The 19,313-nt window shown below is 32.6% G+C and carries 15 protein-coding genes; 12 read left to right on the forward strand and 3 right to left on the reverse strand.

The annotated features are described in order from the left end of the window. The first annotated feature begins 82 nt into the window (after positions 1-82). The 11 genes from NST35_RS01755 to NST35_RS01805 all read left to right on the forward strand — a co-directional run bounded on the left by NST35_RS01755 (position 83) and on the right by NST35_RS01805 (position 14,794). Entirely contained in the window at positions 83-1,507 is a 1,425-nt protein-coding gene (locus tag NST35_RS01755; RefSeq protein WP_002458247.1) for a polyphosphate--AMP phosphotransferase, read from the forward strand. Between the two features lie 652 nt (positions 1,508-2,159). After that, entirely contained in the window at positions 2,160-2,867 is a 708-nt protein-coding gene (locus tag NST35_RS01760) for a transglycosylase family protein (protein ID WP_002458246.1), read from the forward strand. Between the two features lie 506 nt (positions 2,868-3,373). Next, positions 3,374-5,182 (forward strand): acyltransferase family protein, encoded by a 1,809-nt coding sequence (locus NST35_RS01765; RefSeq protein ID WP_002458245.1) that lies wholly within the window; start codon positions 3,374-3,376, stop codon positions 5,180-5,182. A gap of 595 nt (positions 5,183-5,777) precedes the next feature. Next, a complete protein-coding gene (locus tag NST35_RS01770; RefSeq protein WP_002458244.1) occupies positions 5,778-6,551 on the forward strand; it encodes a CHAP domain-containing protein in 774 nt (257 codons plus the stop codon). A 373-nt stretch (positions 6,552-6,924) separates the two neighbouring features. Next, positions 6,925-7,410: a glycosyl-4,4'-diaponeurosporenoate acyltransferase CrtO family protein gene (locus NST35_RS01775; RefSeq protein WP_002458243.1), complete on the forward strand. Its 486-nt coding sequence runs from the start codon at positions 6,925-6,927 to the stop codon at positions 7,408-7,410. A gap of 3 nt (positions 7,411-7,413) precedes the next feature. Further along, positions 7,414-8,916 carry a phytoene desaturase family protein gene (locus tag NST35_RS01780; protein WP_032604516.1) on the forward strand — a complete coding sequence of 501 codons (1,503 nt, stop codon included), beginning with the start codon at positions 7,414-7,416 and terminating at the stop codon, positions 8,914-8,916. A gap of 41 nt (positions 8,917-8,957) precedes the next feature. After that, positions 8,958-10,031: a glycosyltransferase family A protein gene (locus NST35_RS01785; RefSeq protein ID WP_340747315.1), complete on the forward strand. Its 1,074-nt coding sequence runs from the start codon at positions 8,958-8,960 to the stop codon at positions 10,029-10,031. A 32-nt stretch (positions 10,032-10,063) separates the two neighbouring features. Beyond that, a complete protein-coding gene (locus NST35_RS01790; RefSeq protein WP_002458241.1) occupies positions 10,064-10,921 on the forward strand; it encodes a phytoene/squalene synthase family protein in 858 nt (285 codons plus the stop codon). An 18-nt stretch (positions 10,922-10,939) separates the two neighbouring features. Beyond that, positions 10,940-12,445: a phytoene desaturase family protein gene (locus NST35_RS01795; RefSeq protein WP_002458240.1), complete on the forward strand. Its 1,506-nt coding sequence runs from the start codon at positions 10,940-10,942 to the stop codon at positions 12,443-12,445. Between the two features lie 177 nt (positions 12,446-12,622). Further along, on the forward strand, positions 12,623-13,783 hold the full coding sequence (locus NST35_RS01800) for an aminotransferase class I/II-fold pyridoxal phosphate-dependent enzyme (RefSeq protein ID WP_020363916.1): 1,161 nt from the start codon (positions 12,623-12,625) through the stop codon (positions 13,781-13,783). Between the two features lie 12 nt (positions 13,784-13,795). After that, positions 13,796-14,794, forward strand: a complete 999-nt coding sequence (locus tag NST35_RS01805) for a D-lactate dehydrogenase (RefSeq protein ID WP_002458238.1) — start codon at positions 13,796-13,798, stop codon at positions 14,792-14,794. A gap of 52 nt (positions 14,795-14,846) precedes the next feature. On the opposite strand, the gene copZ is transcribed toward NST35_RS01805, so the two are convergent. The 3 genes from copZ to NST35_RS01820 all read right to left on the reverse strand — a co-directional run bounded on the left by copZ (position 14,847) and on the right by NST35_RS01820 (position 18,014). After that, on the reverse strand, positions 14,847-15,053 hold the full coding sequence (copZ, locus tag NST35_RS01810; RefSeq protein ID WP_002476992.1) for a copper chaperone CopZ: 207 nt from the start codon (positions 15,051-15,053) through the stop codon (positions 14,847-14,849). 131 nt (positions 15,054-15,184) lie between these two features. After that, a complete protein-coding gene (locus tag NST35_RS01815; RefSeq protein ID WP_340747238.1) occupies positions 15,185-17,569 on the reverse strand; it encodes a heavy metal translocating P-type ATPase in 2,385 nt (794 codons plus the stop codon). A gap of 238 nt (positions 17,570-17,807) precedes the next feature. Further along, entirely contained in the window at positions 17,808-18,014 is a 207-nt protein-coding gene (locus tag NST35_RS01820; RefSeq protein WP_002458236.1) for a hypothetical protein, read from the reverse strand. Positions 18,015-18,216: 202 nt separating this feature from the next. On the opposite strand from NST35_RS01820, the gene NST35_RS01825 reads away from it, so the two are divergent. Beyond that, positions 18,217-19,086 carry an SDR family oxidoreductase gene (locus NST35_RS01825; protein ID WP_002458235.1) on the forward strand — a complete coding sequence of 290 codons (870 nt, stop codon included), beginning with the start codon at positions 18,217-18,219 and terminating at the stop codon, positions 19,084-19,086. The last annotated feature ends 227 nt before the right edge of the window (positions 19,087-19,313 follow it).

Below are 19,313 nucleotides of genomic sequence, written 5' to 3' on the forward strand. Positions count from 1 at the left end.
CGTTTAGAACGTTGAAGAGATTTTTCTATGTTAAAATATAATAATATAGCATCTAACTTTAACATATATAGAGGGTGAAACGATGTCAGGGAAACTAGAAGAATTACAATTGAAAGTAGCTCGATTAAGTCGACGTACTCATGAATTAGGTATTCCAATTATGGTATTATTTGAGGGGATTCCTGCTTCAGGGAAGACACGTTTATCAAATGAATTACTATTGCACCTAGATGCCAAATATTCGCAATTTATAGCTACTAAATCGCCAGAATCAAACGATTTACGTTATCAATTTTTACAAAAATATTGGAATACGTTACCACAAAAGGGTAATATAAATATTTATTTTAGAAGTTGGTATTCACACTTTTTAGATTATAAAGAAAATAAAATTAAGCATGATCAATATAAAAATTATGATGTTTTAGTCAATCAAATTTATCATTTTGAATCGATGTTAAAGAATGATAACTATGAAATTATAAAGTTTTTCATAGAAATAAATGAAGAAAAACGCAATGAACATATTCAACATACAAAAGATAATCCCTTAACTAGATGGAAAGTTCAAGAATATGAAAATGTTATACCTCAAGAAAGTTATCTAAATCAAATGCATCAATTCATCAAGAAGGATAAAGATTGGAAAGTCATCGATTACACAGAGCGCGAGCATGCTTTTGAAAAAATGTACTTACATTTAATTGATAGACTTGAGCAAGCTATAAAAAAAGTTGAACAACAAACGACTAAAGTCAACAGTAAGTTCACATCAGGCTTCACGACTTCTTTATTTGATAATAATCTTAAGAAAGTAGACAAAAAAACGTATAAGAATCTCATTGTTGAATTGCAACAGAGAATGAGAGAAATCCAATTTGCTTTATATGAAAGAAAGATTCCTCTTGTTTTGGTTTTCGAAGGTATGGATGCTGCCGGTAAAGGTGGCAATATTAAACGTATTAGAGAAAAATTAGATCCAACAGGATATGAAGTGAATGGTATTAGTGCGCCTACGGATGTCGAACTTAATCATCATTATTTGTGGAGATTTGCTAAAAAGATGCCAAAATCAGGTCATATAGAAATATTTGATCGTAGTTGGTATGGTCGTGTACTAGTTGAACGTGTAGAAGGTTTTGCGAGCCAGAATGAATGGCAACGTGCATCTGATGAAATTAATCAATTTGAAAAGATGTGGACAGATGAAGGTACAATCATTTTAAAATTCTTCTTGAGCTTAGATAAGGATGAGCAGCTAAAACGTTTTAAAGACCGTGAAAATAATCCTGATAAACAATGGAAGATTACTGAAGAAGATTGGCGTAATAGAGAAAAATGGGATGAATATTTAGAAGCAAGTCATGATATGATTGAATCTACAAACACTTCATACGCCCCTTGGTATATTGTTCCGGCAGATCATAAAAAAACGGGTCGGATTGAAGTACTTAAAACAATTATTAGGAAATGTGAAGAAGTACTATGGGGAGTTAAAACGTATTAATTTTAAATAAAAATCTCGAGAGTGAGACCGTGGATGAAACATTATTCATTGGTCTGACTCTCTTTTTTAATATAATGAAATGTTTATGAATGAAAATACTGTGTTTCTTCTATTATATAGTCTAAAAGGATAACTCACCTATATAGAAAAAGGTAACGTCGTTTAATACAAAAGATATTTTGAGTTCCAAATTGATACATAGAGTTATATTTTGTTTATTAAAGAATAAGAGTTAAAAAGTAACCTCATTTAAATGAACAAATCTTCATTAAAAATGATAATACTTAGAATCAAATAGTTAGAATTATTTCATTTATGTAACAACATTGCAATCTGTAATTTTACAGATAACTTAATATAATGGTATTTCAGCTTGAAACACGATGTAATTACTTAAATTAAGATGGAATATGAAACTAATATTAAGAAATTATATGTTACAAACTGAAATATATCTGTTTTAAGATTACAAAAGAGCGTTGATATTGTAACCTTTTGTAAGGAACGTGTAATATACAAAGGCGATTTTTATGATATAGTGGGTAGCGTCAAAAGTTAACAAAAAACATTTTCAATATAGCACAACGAATTTAAAACATTTAAATAACAAAACAAACAAATTTTAAATTTATATCTGGAGGATTTATATATCATGAAAAAAACAGTTATCGCTTCTACATTAGCAGTATCTTTAGGAATTGCAGGTTATGGTTTATCAGGACATGAAGCACACGCTTCAGAAACTACTAACGTTGATAAAGCACACTTAGTAGATTTAGCACAACATAATCCTGAAGAATTAAATGCTAAACCAGTTCAAGCTGGTGCTTACGATATTCATTTCGTAGACAATGGATACCAATACAACTTTACTTCAAATGGTTCTGAATGGTCATGGAGCTACACTGTAGCAGGTTCAGATGCTGATTATACAGAATCATCATCAAACCAAGAAGTAAGTGAAAATGCACAATCTAGTAACACAAATGTACAAGCTGTTTCAGCTCCAACTTCTTCAGAAAGTCGTAGCTACAGCACATCAACTACTTCATACTCAGCACCAAGCCATAACTACAGCTCTCACAGTAGTTCAGTAAGATTATCAAATGGTAATACTGCTGGTTCAGTAGGTTCATATGCTGCTGCTCAAATGGCTGCACGTACTGGTGTATCTGCTTCAACATGGGAACACATCATTGCTAGAGAATCAAATGGTCAATTACATGCACGTAATGCTTCAGGTGCAGCTGGATTATTCCAAACTATGCCAGGTTGGGGTTCAACTGGTTCAGTAGATGATCAAATCAATGCAGCTTATAAAGCGTATAAAGCGCAAGGTTTATCTGCTTGGGGTATGTAATCCAAATCTAATAATATAATTAGAAAAAGTGGGACAGCATTCGTTGTCCTCTCAGCAACGAGGACTAAAAAGAACTCTGTTATATATAAGTAAGTTTTAATTTTAGTTATCGATGCAATAAATTAAGAAGCCTAGGACACATCGCTTTGTGTTCTAGGCTCTTTTTTTATTTGAAAGTCTAATTAAAATGATTTATATAACTAAGTGATGTTAACAAAGTGAAAAATATAACATCTAGACTGAAAAGTATAATAAAGTTAAATGATATTATGTTTGTATTTATTTAAAAGATATGGTTATATAAATGGTGTGTTTAATATCATATATAGATACATTTAAATTGCATACCTACACAACTTATATGAAGATGTTTTAATAAATGTATGCCTATTTAATTTGTTAAAGTATAATATTTAAGTGAAAAGATGATATGTCAATGCAATTGAGGATGTAATTGTGATAATATTAAGAGCAAGTATTTTAAAAATTAAACGGAGTGTAATTGAATGAACGAGAACAATTATAGACGTCTCAACAAAACTTATAAACCGCACTATTTGCCTGGTTTAGATGGTTTGAGAGCTATAGCAGTCATTGGGATAATCATTTATCATTTAAACACGAAATGGTTATCTGGTGGATTCCTTGGAGTAGATACTTTTTTTGTTATTTCTGGTTATCTCATAACTAGTTTATTATTAAGTGAGTACTATAGAAATAATTCTATTAATTTAGTTAATTTTTGGCTTAGAAGATTTAAACGATTAATACCAGCAATGATGTTTGTTGTCACGGTTGTTTTAATATATACATTACTATTTAAACCTGAATTAATTATTAGTATAAAACATGATGCTATAGCAGCACTTTTCTATGTTTCGAACTGGTGGTATATCATACAAGACGTAGACTATTTTAATCAATTTGCTGTAGCGCCATTAAAACATTTATGGTCATTAGCTATTGAAGAACAATTCTATCTATTCTTTCCATTTATACTTTTAGGGTTATTAAAGTTTTTCAAAAAGAGAACTACAATGATTATTCTATTAATCATCTCTTTATTATCATTAACTGCAATGATAACGATACATATGTATACAGGTAACAATTCTAGAGTTTATTTCGGAACTGACACACGTTTACAAACGTTGTTATTAGGATGCTTACTAGCATTTATTTGGCCACCATTTTCTTTCAGAAAGGATATATCTAAAGGTGCTAAAGCAAGTATAAGTGCAATAGGCATAGTCGGAATGGCAGTGCTCATTTATTTGTTTGTAGTGGTTAGTGATCAAGATAAATGGATATATAGTGGAGGATTTTATGCCATCTCGTTCTTGACACTGTTTGTCATTGCAAGCGTTGTGCATCCATCAAGTGTCTTAAAGAAAATACTAAGTTTCAAGTTATTTATTTATATAGGCAAGAGATCGTATAGTTTATATTTATGGCACTATCCTATCATTATTTTTATGAATAGTTATTTCGTACAAGGTCAGATTCCTTGGTTTGTATATATTTGTGAAGTGATACTTATGTTTGTCATGGCTGAAGTATCTTATAAATTTATTGAAACGCCTATTAGAAAAAATGGATTCAAAGCATTCACAGTGATGCCGAAAAATTTAACAAGATTTTCAAGAACGATTATTGTATTAATCTTGCTTGTTCCTTCTGCACTCATAGTATTTGGTGCCTATGATAGTTTGGGTAAAGAGCATGATAAACAACAAGCTGCGAAACAAAAATCTTTTAAAACGAACCAGAAAGCAAAACCTAAAAAGCCAGATGAAAATAATCAAGATAAGTCTTCACAACAACATTTTAATCCTAAAGAAGCGTCTCCATTATTGCTGGGAGATTCAGTAATGGTAGATATCGGTCAGGTCTTTAGTAAAAAAGTGCCACATGCTAATATTGATGGAAAAGTTGGACGACAGTTAATTGAGGGCAAAGATTTAATCAATCAGAAGTACCAAGATTATACTAAAAAAGGTCAGAGTGTTGTGATAGAACTTGGTACGAACGGTGAGTTTACGAAAGATCAAATGAATGAATTAATTGATTCTTTAGGTGAAGCAGATATTTACTTAATTAAGGTAAGAGTACCGAGAGACTATGAGTCGACTAATAATAAAATTATGGAACAAGTAGCCAAGAAGCATAAAAATGTTCATATTGTTGATTGGTATAAAGCATCTGAGGGTCATTCTGAGTATTTTGCATATGATGGTATACACTTGGAATACAGTGGTGTTAAGGCATTATCTAATGAGATCATTAAGAAAATGAAAGAAGTTAATGAAAAATAATGTTCAAAAATAAAAATAAGAGCGCTATATATCACTAGAAATTAGAGTGAGATTCAATGTTTGCTTAGTCATGATTTAGTAAGATGACAATAACAATTAAGTCAAAAATGGGTATATGGTATTTATTATTATAGTTCACCATTGTGATGGGGTGAGATAACGAATTCGATACGAATTCTATCTCACCTCATTTTTTATCAATTTTATGAATAATATTAGCGTTATTTAAGATTAAATTTACATCAAGTAAATATTCTTTATTGACTAAATATTTAAAAGAAAAACTAAACTCATCATAGCTAAAGTTGTAATAAGAGCAAAATTTATTATTACAAGAATATAACAATTCTAAAACGTTACATGAAATATTGTTAGTTACATGCTTTCGTTACGCTCTTTACAGACTTCATTTAACAAAACAACTCTATATAAACATTACAAAATGATAACACCGCACACAAACGTACATTTTTCTGATAAAGTAATGCTTGTCGTTAAAAAGAACGAAACCAAGGATAACAAAGTTAATATTTTAGTCACATGACTATTCATTATATGAAATTAATTATTTAAATTTTTAGGAGGATATTTAACAATGAAAAAAATCGCTACAGCTACAATTGCAACTGCAGGAATCGCTACTTTCGCTTTTGCACACCATGACGCACAAGCAGCAGAACAAAATAATAATGGGTACAATCCTAACGACCCTTATTCATATAGCTATACTTACACAATCGATGCTGAAGGTAACTACCACTACACTTGGAAAGGTAACTGGAGTCCAGATCGTGTAAATACTTCATATAACTATAATAGTTATAATAACTACAACAACTATGGTTACAATAACTATAGCAACTACAATAACTACAGTAATTACAACAATTACAACAACTATCAATCAAACAACACGCAATCACAAAGAACAACTCAACCGACTGGTGGTTTAGGCGCAAGCTATTCAACATCAAGTAGTAATGTTCACGTTACAACAACTTCTGCACCATCATCAAACGGTGTATCTTTATCAAACGCTCGCTCAGCATCTGGTAACTTATACACTTCAGGTCAATGTACATATTATGTATTTGACAGAGTAGGTGGCAAAATCGGTTCAACATGGGGTAACGCAAACAACTGGGCAAACGCTGCAGCACGTTCTGGTTACACAGTAAACAATTCACCAGCTAAAGGTGCAATCTTACAAACATCACAAGGTGCATACGGACACGTAGCATACGTTGAAGGTGTAAACAGCAATGGTTCAATCAGAGTTTCAGAAATGAACTACGGTCACGGTGCAGGTGTTGTCACTTCACGTACAATCTCTGCGAGCCAAGCTGCTTCATATAATTATATTCACTAATTATATATAATATTCAAAGAGTCTGGATAAATTTAAATAAATGTCCGGGCTCTTAACATATACACAATCATTTTGAAAGTTATTTTGCGTTTTTGATATTTTTTCAAATAGGATTAATTTAGAGGAGTAGAACTATGAATTTTAGATAAATTCTGTTCTGCTCCTTTTTTGTTTATCAAATATGTTTCTATTATCTTGTTAAGTTAAATTATGTATGAGAGCGAGCACTTAATTTATTAAATGGTGAAATAGTGTTAAGTACCACCTTAATTAGCAAATATAGGATAATGCTTTAGGTTTGATTCTAGTCATATAGGGAAAATCTTTATCAAATATTATTATATTTAGTTTTCTATAGAAAGTTGTGACCAAGATGCTTCGAATGAAAAATATGTTTCTATTAATCCTTATTCATAGTTTGTATTGGACGACATTACAATTATTAATTGCGCATATAGGAACTAAAATTCCACTATCATTTTTTAAAAAAACGTATCTATTTTTTGAACCTTGTCAATGGGAAAATCAAGGCGGAATTTGGAATAGACTTTTTAAAGTTGACAAGTGGAAAAAATGGATACCCGAAGGATCAAAGATTAATAATAATATTTACGATAAAAGTAAATTAAATTTTCGTACTGATGATATACACAAGTTGCTTTTAGAAATGAGAAGAACTGAGTTAATACATTGGATATCAATATTGCCAGTACTGATATTTGGACATGCGCCACGTTACATCAAATGGATTAATGTTGTATATGTGTGTGTGAGTCATGTACCAATTATTATTACACAAAGATATAATAGGCCAAGAGTAGCTCAATTAATACGACTTAGAGAAAGACGAGGTAGATAAATAATGATGCAATCGGTAATTGTTATAGGAGGCGGTTTGGGAGGTATTTCAGCAGCAATTCGTATGGCTCAACACGGTTTCAAGGTTCAATTGTTTGAACAAAATAATTATATTGGAGGGAAACTTAATCGATTAGAGCATAAAGGTTTTGGTTTTGATTTAGGACCATCAATTCTCACTATGCCATATATTTTTGAAAGATTATTCAAGAACAGTCATAAAAATATGTCCGATTACGTTGCAATAGAACGACTCTCATTACAATGGAGAAGCTTCTTTCCTGATGGAGAAAAAATAGATTTATATGATAATAGTGAAGAAACAATGCTTTATAATAATCAGTTTACTGATAAAGATAAACAGGAACTAGATCAATTTTATATGTATGCAGAACGTATTCATCGTTTTACAGAACGTGGATATTTTAACTTAGGATTAGATGGCTTAACTGAGATATTAAAATATCATGGACCCTTCAGTGCTTTAAAAGGTTTTGATTATTTTTCAACAATGCAACAAGCTATTAATCGTTATATTACTCGTCCACATTTACGTGACATGATAGGATATTTTATTAAATACGTAGGTTCTTCTTCTTATGATGCTCCTGCTGTTTTATCTATGCTTTTTCATATGCAACAAGAACAGGGTTTATGGTATGTCAAAGGTGGAATGCATCACTTAGCACAAGCATTAGAAAAATTAGCGTTAGAAGAAGGGGTTTCAATTCACACTGGAGTATCCGTAGACAATATTAAGACTTATCATAATCAAGTTACTGGTATTCGTTTAAATACTGGGGAAATTAAATATGCAGATTACATTATTTCTAATATGGAAGTGATTCCAACGTATAGAGATTTACTACACTTTAGTCAGCAAAAGATAAATAAACTTGAAAAGAGATTTGAACCTGCAAGTTCAGGATATGTCTTGCATCTTGGTGTTAATCGAAATTATCCTCAACTGGCACATCATAATTTCTTTTTTTCGAATGATTCAAAACGTAATTATGAGGAAGTATTTCATCAAAAGATTTTGCCACAAGACCCAACAATTTACCTTGTTAATTCAAATAAAACCGATAAGAAACAAGCACCTAAAGGATATGAAAATATTAAAATACTACCCCATATCCCATACATACAAGATAAACCTTTTAAACAAGAGGAATATGATGCATTCAAGGAGCGAATATTAACTAAATTAGAAAGTATGGGGCTATCGGACTTAAAATCTCATATTGTATATGAAGATGTATGGACACCTGAGGATATTAGGCATAATTATCGTTCAAATAGAGGTGCAATCTATGGTGTTGTTGCTGATAAAAAGAAAAATAAAGGTTTTAAATTCCCTAAGAAAAGTGAATATTTCGAAAATTTGTTTTTTGTTGGTGGCTCTGTAAATCCTGGTGGTGGCATGCCAATGGTTGCATTAAGTGGTCAGCAAGTTGCTGATAAAATTATATCGCATGTCTCTAAAGAAGGGGGAACACGAAAGTGAAAATACTCCAACACATAGGTACATGTCTTTCAATCTTCTCTATGGTATGCGGTGCGTTAATATATAACAGGAGAAATCAATTATCAAGCGCACATAGAAGTATTAACAGTAATGAAGGTTTAACTATTATTATTCCAGCTAGAAACGAAGCACAACGTTTACCAAGATTGTTACAATCAATAAAACAGCAACAAAAATCTTATGAAATAATAGTGATGGATGATGGGTCATCGGATGATACACGTTCAGTTGCTCGTTCTTATGGAGCAAGTGTTTATACAACAAAAACTCACATAGATAATGGGTGGCATGGTAAGTCTTTGGCATGCTTTCAAGGTGCTCAACAAGCAAAATTTGATTTGTTTTTATTCGTAGATGCAGATGTCGTTTTCAGATATCCCAATTCAATTAATACAATATTAGCCTCATATGAAAAACAACAGAATAGAGGCTTGTTAAGTATTCAACCCTATCACCAAACTTATCGTTTTTATGAAAGTTTTTCTGCAATATTTAACCTATTGACAGTTGTAGGAATGAATTGTTTTTCCACATTATCACGACACAAACATATGAATTTGGCATTTGGTCCAGTTACATTAATGAATCGTAGAGACTATTTTCAAACTCAAGGTCATCGAAATGCGCAAAACTGTATTATTGAAGGTTTTGCTTTGGGCCAGGCATTTCAAGATGCAAAGTTACCAGTTACTTTATTTGAGGGTAGTGATGATGTGCAATTTAGAATGTATGAAGAAGGTATGACTTCACTTATCCAGGGGTGGACAAAACATTTTTCTGTAGGCGCTAACCAAACTGAAGCACCCGTCATGTTTGCCGTTGTGATGTGGCTTGTAGGCTCTTTAACAACAAGTGGATTGTTGATATTAAGCTTTATTGGGAAGCCCATTTATAAATATGTATCGCGTTTGGCTTATTTAATCTATACATTACAGTTTATTGCTTTACATCGAAGAGTAGGAACTTTTTCAATGATTTTACTCACCTTTCATCCAATATTATTATTCTTTTTTATAATTATCTTTATTAATTCTTGGAGAAATACACATGTTGTTAAATCGGTAAAATGGAAAGGTCGCACGTATCATATTTAGAAATCAACAAAAGAATGAAAAGGGGGAGTATCATGCCATCGAAAGAAGAATGTTATAAATATTGTCATCAAATAATGAAAAAACATTCCAAAAGTTTTTCTTATGCATTTGATTTTTTGCCTGAAACACAACGACAAGCAGTGTGGGTTATTTATGCTGTGTGTCGTACTATTGACGATAGTATTGATGTTTATGAAAACCCGGCTTTATTACAGGAGATAGAGGATGATATAGTTTTAATTGAACAGAGCTCGTCAATAAAAATACTGCAATTTAAAAGTAATCCATATATTATGAGCGCATTGCACGAAGTGTCTCAACAATTCAATATTAAATATGAATCTTTTTATCATCTTATTCGTACGGTGCGCCAAGATCAAGATTTTAAGATGTTCGCAACAGATGAAGAATTAATGCAATATTGTTATGGCGTTGCAGGTACGGTTGGAGAACTATTAACACCACTACTTGCAGAAAACCCCAACGAGAAAACGTATCATATTGCACGTACTTTAGGACAAGCATTGCAACTAACTAATATTTTGCGTGACGTTGGTGAAGATTTTGAAAATAACAGAATTTATTTAAGTCAAAAGCAATTAGATAACTTTAACGTATCTATAGAGCATGAATATAATTATGGTAATACGAAACAATATATTGAATTGTGGGAACATTACGCACAGATTGCAGAAAAAGACTACACCACTACACTTGACCATATTGATGTATTTAACAAAGAATCACAGTATATTGTTGAATTAGCAGCTGTAATTTATAGAGCCATCTTAGATGAAGTGAGAAAGTCTTGTTATACATTACATCGTCGTGTTTATGTATCGAAATTAATAAAAATGAAGTTATATCAATCTGTTAGAACGAAATATTAAAGATAGGTGGAATGCCATATGAATATAGTAGTGATAGGTGCGGGTGTATCAGGGTTAGCATCTGCAGCTCGACTTGCTTCACAAGGCCATAATGTAACTATTTTTGAAAAGAATAATCGTATCGGTGGTCGCATGAGCCAATTGAAAAAAGATGATTTTACATTTGATATGGGGCCTTCAATTGTCATGATTCCAGAAGTATATAAAGCTGTCTTTGAAGAATGTGGAAAAAATTTTGAAGATTATGTAGAAATGCATCAACTTCGATATATATATGATGTTTATTTTGGTAAAGGAGATAAAGTGCGTGTACCTACAGATTTAGCAGAACTACAACACATGCTAGAATCTATTGAACCTGGTTCAACGCATGGTTTTATGTCGTTTCTTACTGATGTATATAAGCGATATGAAATTGCACGATATTATTTTTTAGAAAGAACATATAGAAAACCTTCTGATTTTTATAATCTCACTTCACTTGTTCAAGGTGCTAAATTAAAAACTTTAAATAACGCTAATAATCTCATTGATAAGTATGTTGACAATGAGAGAATTCAAAAACTATTAGCATTTCAAATGTTATATATAGGGATAGATCCTAAACGAGGGCCATCTCTATATTCTATTATACCTATGATTGAAATGATGTTTGGTGTGCATTTTATTAAAGGCGGTATGTATGGAATGGCACAGGGGCTAGTTAAATTAAATAAAGATTTAGGTGTAGACATTCAATTAAATTCACACATAGAGGAAATTATTATAGATCCAAAATATAAAACTGCTGACGGTGTTAAAGTGAACGGCCTTGTGAAACGTTTTGATAAAGTTTTATGTACAGCTGATTTTCCTTATGTAGCTGAAAAACTCATGCCTTCTCATGCCCCAATCAAAAAATATAAGCCAAATAAAATTAAACAACTAGACTATTCATGTTCAGCATTTTTAATGTACATTGGTATAGATAAAGATGTTACAGATGATGTTATGTTGCACAATGTTGTTTTCGCACAGAATTTTAGACAAAATATAGAGGAAATTTTTGGCGGTAAACTTTCGGGTGATCCATCTATTTATATCTATGTGCCAGCTGTTGGAGATCCAGATTTAGCACCACATGGACAAACAGGATTATATGTTTTAATGCCAACACCCGAATTGAAAACAGGTCAAATTGATTGGCAAAATTCATCTGTAATCAATAAAGTGAAAGAAACGATTTATCAACAAATTAAAACAATAGATGTACTTGAAGATATTAAGGAACATGTTGTTTCCGAAACTATTTTTACACCTAAAGATTTTGAAAATGATTATAATGCTAAATTTGGTACAGCTTTTGGTTTGATGCCTACTTTAGCACAAAGTAATTACTATAGACCTCCGAATGTATCGCGTGATTATAAAAATTTATACTTTGCAGGAGCAAGCACACATCCTGGTGCAGGAGTGCCCATTGTATTAACGAGCGCCAAAATAACAGTAGGTGAAATGATTAAAGATATTCGAGCAGGAATTTAAATTATCATTTCCAAGGCTAGAACTCTAACTCTATGATTATAGAATAGTTAATTCATTCTATTTAAAAAATTATAAAGTTTTAGCCTTTCTTCTCGTTTTAACATTTCAGAAAATTCTAACTATTGTTATAATATAAAGTACTTACTAATTTAGATTATTTTAATGAGGAGGCATAGCATGGAAATGTCAGAAAGGTTAGCTTCAATTCCCGATAGCTACTTTGGCAAAACAATGGGTCGCAAAGTTGAATATGGTTCTTTACCGCTTATAAATATGGCAGTTGGAATTCCAGATGGAGAAACGCCAAAAGGTATTATCAATCATTTTTCAGAGGCGCTATGTATTCCAGAAAATCAAAAGTATGGTCCATTCCACGGCAAAGATGCCTTTAAACAAGCGATTGTTAACTTCTATCAAAGACATTACGATGTTGAATTAGACAAAGAAGATGAAGTTTGTATTTTATATGGGACTAAAAATGGTCTTGTTGCATTACCTACTTGTGTTGTTAATCCTGGTGAAATCGTACTTTTACCAGATCCGGGATATACAGATTATTTAGCGGGGGTCATGTTAGCTGATGCTAAGCCACTCCCTTTAAAATTGTCGCCACCAAATTATTTGCCGAATTGGAATACTATAAATGCTAAAGTTCTTGAGAAGACTAAGCTAATTTATTTAACATATCCTAATAATCCTACCGGATCGACAGCGACACAAGAAGTTTTTGATGAAGTGGTTCATCGCTTTAAAGGTACTCAAACAAAGATAGTTCATGACTTTGCATATAGTGCTTTTGGATTTGACGCCAAAAATCCAAGCATATTAGCTTCTAAAAATGCAAAAGATGTTGCTATCGAGATATTCTCTTTATCTAAAGGATATAATATGTCAGGCTTTCGTGTTGGTTTTGCTGTTGGTAATAAAAAAATGATTCAAGCGTTAAAGAAGTATCAAACTCATACAAATGCAGGTATGTTTGGAGCGCTTCAAGATGCTGCTACATACGCACTCAATCATTATGATGAATTTTTAGAAAAGCAAAATGAAATATTTAGACGTAGACGTGATAATTTTGAATCACAACTACAACGTGCACATTTACCGTTTGTTCACTCTAAGGGAGGTATTTACATTTGGTTACATACACCTCCGGGTTATGATAGTGAAGCATTCGAACAGTTGTTATTAAAAGAAAAGTCAATTTTAGTTGCACCTGGTAAACCATTTGGTGAAAATGGTAATCAATATGTGAGGGTTTCATTGGCGCTCGATGATAAACAATTAGAAGAAGCGGCGAATCGCTTAGCACAGTTACGGTATTTGTATGAAAGATAAAGGAGTTATAAAATGACTAAAATTAAATTAATGGGTGTCAGACAAGAAGATGAACCTTACATTGAAATGTGGTCACAACAACATGAAGTGGAGGTGGAGATGTCGAAAGAACAGTTAACTGAAGACAATGTCCAATCTATTGAAGGATTTGATGGACTATCACTGTCTCAAACATTACCATTATCAGAAACAATTTATAATAAATTAAATCAACTTGGAATTCGGCAGATTGCTCAACGAAGTGCTGGATTTGATGGTTATGATTTAGAGTTAGCATCTAAATATGGTCTTATTATATCTAATGTGCCTTCCTATTCACCTCGAAGCATTGCTGAATTTACCGTGACTCAAGCCATCAATATTGTACGTCACTTTAATCATGTTCAAAGAAAAATGAGATTGCATGATTTTAGATGGGAGGCATCAATTTTATCTCAATCTATCAAAGATTTAAAGGTAGCGGTTATTGGCACGGGACATATTGGTGGCATTGTTGCACAAATATTCTCAGAAGGATATCTATGTGACGTTGTAGCGTATGATCCATTTCCAAGTGAACATGTGAAACCTTACGTTATCTATAAACAAAGTATAAATGAGGCTATTCAAGATGCAGATATCGTCACAATACATATGCCGTCAACACAGTATAACAACTACCTGTTTAATGAAAATATGTTTCAAATGTTTAAAAAGGGTGCTGTGTTTGTAAATTGTGCTAGAGGATCCTTAGTAGATACCAAGGCTTTGTTATCTGCAATAGATCAAGGTCAAATTAAAGGTGCGGCACTTGATACTTATGAATATGAGGTTGGCGTATATACGACAGATAGAAGTGAAGACGGTTTGAATGACCCACTTTTAGAGGAATTAATTACTAGAGAAGATATTATTGTTACACCGCACATAGCATTTTATACTGAAGCGGCAATCCAACATCTTATTTTTGATGCTTTAGATGCAACAATGGAAGTATTAAATACTGGCACGACGCAGTTAAGAGTAAATTAAAAAGCATAAAGGGAGCGAGAAGCATTCCCTTTATGCTTTTTTACATTAGAGATTATTTAACATCATAACCTTGTTCTTCAATTGCTTCTTTCATATTGTCAAATGTAACTTTTGAATCATTATACTCAACGCGTACATGATTTTCATCTAAATTTACTTCAGCACTTGATACGCCATTTAGTTTAGCTAGTGCCGATTCTACGGCGTTTCTACAATGTTCGCAACTCATACCTTCAACTTTTATGATTTTTTGTGTCATCATTATCACTCCTTTTTACTCCACATATTACATACTATCATAAAGCTCAAATGTAAATTTTTAAAGCTTTCTGTATAAATTATTTAGAAAGTAAATCATTTTGTAAGATATTTATCATCATTATATATATGCTATAGTTTCATTTTTTTCAGTCTTAATGCATTCGTAACTACGCTAACAGAACTTAATGCCATAGCAGCACCAGCAATCCAAGGTGCTAATAAACCACATGCAGCTATTGGGATGCCAGCTACGTTATATCCAAATGCCCAAAATAAATTTTGTCGAATATTTTTAATCGTAGCTTTACTTGCTTTGATAGCTTTTGGAACTAATAGCAAGTCACCACCAAGAATCGTAATATCTGCAGCTTCAATCGCTACCTCAGCTCCAGTGCCAATAGCCATTCCAATATCGGCTTTTACAAGTGCAGGTGCATCATTAATTCCATCGCCGACCATGGCAACCTGTTTACCTTTGTCTTGTAATAAAGAGATTTGATGTGCCTTTTCTTCGGGCAACACTTCTGCAATGACATGTTCAATGCCAACTTGTTTTGCGATGGTTTGAGCTGTTCGATTGTTATCGCCAGTCAGCATAACCACATCGATATTCATATTTCTAAGCTCTTTTATCGCTTGTTTAGCATCATTTTTTACTGTATCAGCAACAGCAATAATTCCATTAATTTGATTATCCACGGCAATCATCATTGCCGTTTGACCTAAATATTCATAGTGATTTAATTGATCATTTAATTTATTACTAATAGATATATTGTAATCATTCATTAATTTTCGATTGCCTACAAGGATTTGTTGTTGATGAATCGTAGCTTTAATGCCATGTCCGGGAACTGATTTAAAAGTGTCATTATCAAGTAAATTAAGGCCTTTATTTTTAGCATAAGTAACAATGGCATCAGCAAGAGGGTGTTCTGAAGCATTTTCAGCACTTGCTAAAAGTTGTAATGTATCATTGTCACCAACATAATCAGTTACTACAGGTTGCCCATTAGTAATTGTACCTGTTTTATCTAGCACGATTGTATCAACATAATGTGTGCGTTCTACAAATTGGCCTCCTTTGAATAATATGCCATTTTCTGCAGCGCGTCCCGTACCCACCATAATAGATGTAGGTGTTGCTAAACCAAGTGCACAGGGACAAGCAATAACTAAAACAGATATTGCTGAAACAAGTGCAGGTTCAAATTGTCCAGGGTGAACGAATATAATCCATATGATAAAAGTAATAACCGCAATGCTAACCACAATCGGAACAAAATATCCAGAAATAATATCAGCTAAGCGTTGAATCGGTGCTTTAGAACTTTGAGCATCCTCAACCACTTTAATTATATGTGATAATGCAGTATCACCACCTACTTGAGTTGCTTCAATCATGATTGAACCATTTTTATTCATGGTAGATCCAATCACTGAATCGCCACTACTTTTTTCAACAGGTATAGACTCACCAGTTAGCATGGATTCGTCAATGGAAGTATCTCCTTTAGTGACTTTGCCATCTACAGGTATCTTTTCGCCGGGTTTAATTAGTAAAATATCACCGACTTTAACTTTATCAAGTGGAAGCATAATTTCTTTATTTTCTTTAATTACACGTGCTTCTTTTGCTTGTAAATTTAACAATTCGCTTAATGCATTGGTAGTCTGTGATTTGGCACGTGCTTCTAAATATTTACCAAGAAGAATTAACGTAATTAAAATAGCACTTGTTTCAAAATACAAATGTGGGTGATGTGTTTGATGTGTGAGCCACATTATCATTTCGTAAATGCTATAAAAATATGCGGCACTGGTACCAACAGCAACCAATACATCCATGTTAGCTGAACCATTTCGCAAATTTTTATACGCGCCAACGTAAAATTGCCAACCAATAATAAATTGGACAGGTGTCGAAAGAATTAATTGTACCCAAGGGTTGACCAAAATGGATGGAATGGAAATAGGTGAGATATGCACCACCATTACTAGTAATAGTGGCAACGATAAAATAGCTGAAATGATTAATTTATTGCGTTTATGTTTTAACTCTTGTTTTTTACGATTTGATTGCGCTTTTGATGAAGTTTTAGTTTCAGCATCGTATCCAATATTTTGAATACGTTTAATTAATGATTCCGTGTTCGTAGCGCTAGGGTAATATTTGATGTGTGCTTGTTCAGTAGTTAAATTTACTGTTGCCTGTTGTACACCTTGCGTTTGATTCAGAACCTTTTCTATACGATTAGAACATGCAGCACATGTCATACCATTTATATTTAATTCTACTTGCTCAACAGCAACATCATAGCCGAGACTTTGAATTTGCTCTACAAAATCTTCGAGATGATAATCGTCAGACTCATAGTCGACAGTTGCTTTCTCAGTAGTCAGATTCACTTTAGCTTGAACATGATTCATACGATTCAATTTCTTTTCAATGCGATTTGAGCACGCAGCACATGTCATACCAATAATATCCAAAGTCAACGTTGTATTCGCCATCTAAATGCCTCCATTTCACATCTAATATACCCCCTATAGGTATACAAGTCAACTACTTAGCTCATATATATTATGGGATAGTATTATGTGTTACCTTTAAGAAAAATTAATCAATAAATCTATATAGGTATAAATAATTAATGGATAAAAATAACAAAATACATCGTTTGATTTATTAATAGGAAACAATACATAACATCATGTTTTTATCTTTTTCTCAATTAGTATTGCATAAGTGTTAGAAAAAGTCAGAAGGATTTAGGTTTTCAAGATTAATATTATGATAATTATTGAAATGGTCAATTTTGATATCTTCAATCATTTTTCCACTTTTGATTTGTTCGAAATAATGATTTGCACAATGTATAACATCGTATTCATTGAACGTTTTGATTAAGCCGATGATTATTAATGATAATATAATTCCCTTAAGTATTTTTCTCATAGGATACAACTCCTTTATTGAATTATATATGAGTGTACATTTTTTTATGATGATAAACATGCGTCTATAGAATGGATATTGACTCATTCCTTAGTTTGATTAAGCAATAGTATATTAGATTTTCTAATATAATTGCTGTACGTGTTTGATGATAAAACCTTATGGGAATTTAAATGTAAAACATAAATTGAGGTGATGAGAAGTGAATTTATTAAAATTTCACAACAAAATCAAAGGATATACTCAAAATAGACAACCTGGTATTGAAGCGGATATGGAACCTAAACCCATTGCAGAATTAGAAGAATATAAAGCAGCAGGAAAGTTAGAAAATAAAGTTGCTCTAATAACAGGAGGAGATTCAGGTATTGGACGTGCGATAGCAATACTATACGCTAAAGAAGGGGCAAATGTTGCTATTGGTTATTATGACGAACATCAAGATGCCAAAGACACCGTTAATCGACTTCAAGAAATTGGTGTAAAAGCTAAAGCTTATGCCCATGACTTAAAAGATGAAAAGCAATCTCAAAAGTTAATCAAAGACGTCATAAATGACTTCGGTGGTTTAAATATATTAGTAAATAATGGTGGCGTACAATTTCCACGCGATCATTTTGAAGATATCACTCCACAACAAGTGAAAGAAAGTTTTATGACGAATATTTTTGGCATGATGTTTTTATCCCAGGCAGCAGTACCTTACCTATCTGAAGGAGATACAATTATTAACACTACAAGTGTAACAGCATATAGAGGATCGGGACATCTCATTGATTATTCAGCTACAAAAGGTGCCATAGTATCGTTTACTCGTTCTCTTGCTACTACTTTAATGGAAAAGGGAATTCGGGTTAACGCCGTTGCGCCCGGCCCAATCTATTCACCTTTAATTCCTGCGACATTTGATGAAGAGAAAGTAGAACATCAAGGTGGCGAAACGCCGATGGGCCGTCGTGGACAACCAGCAGAACTTGCACCTTCTTATGTCTTCTTAGCAACACATGCAGATAGTTCCTATATTACTGGTCAAGTCATTCATGTCAATGGTGGCGATTTTATCACATCTTAACAAAATTAATAGCACTACTTGGAGCTGATGTTTGGCATTCTAAGTAGTGCTAAATCTTTAAGAGAAGATTAGTTGAAATTAAACGACTTTATAGATGTAATATGACGAGGAGATGGGTGAAAAGAATATCATTTTGATAGACTTGATTCTATTAGATGTCTATACAATAATCGAATAAATGTTTATGTGTATTGAAAGTGAACATAAGAATAAGTCCATGTAGCGAT

The sequence above is a fragment of the Staphylococcus sp. FSL W8-0304 genome (genome assembly GCF_038006565.1).
In the GTDB taxonomy this organism is placed as follows: domain Bacteria; phylum Bacillota; class Bacilli; order Staphylococcales; family Staphylococcaceae; genus Staphylococcus; species Staphylococcus epidermidis.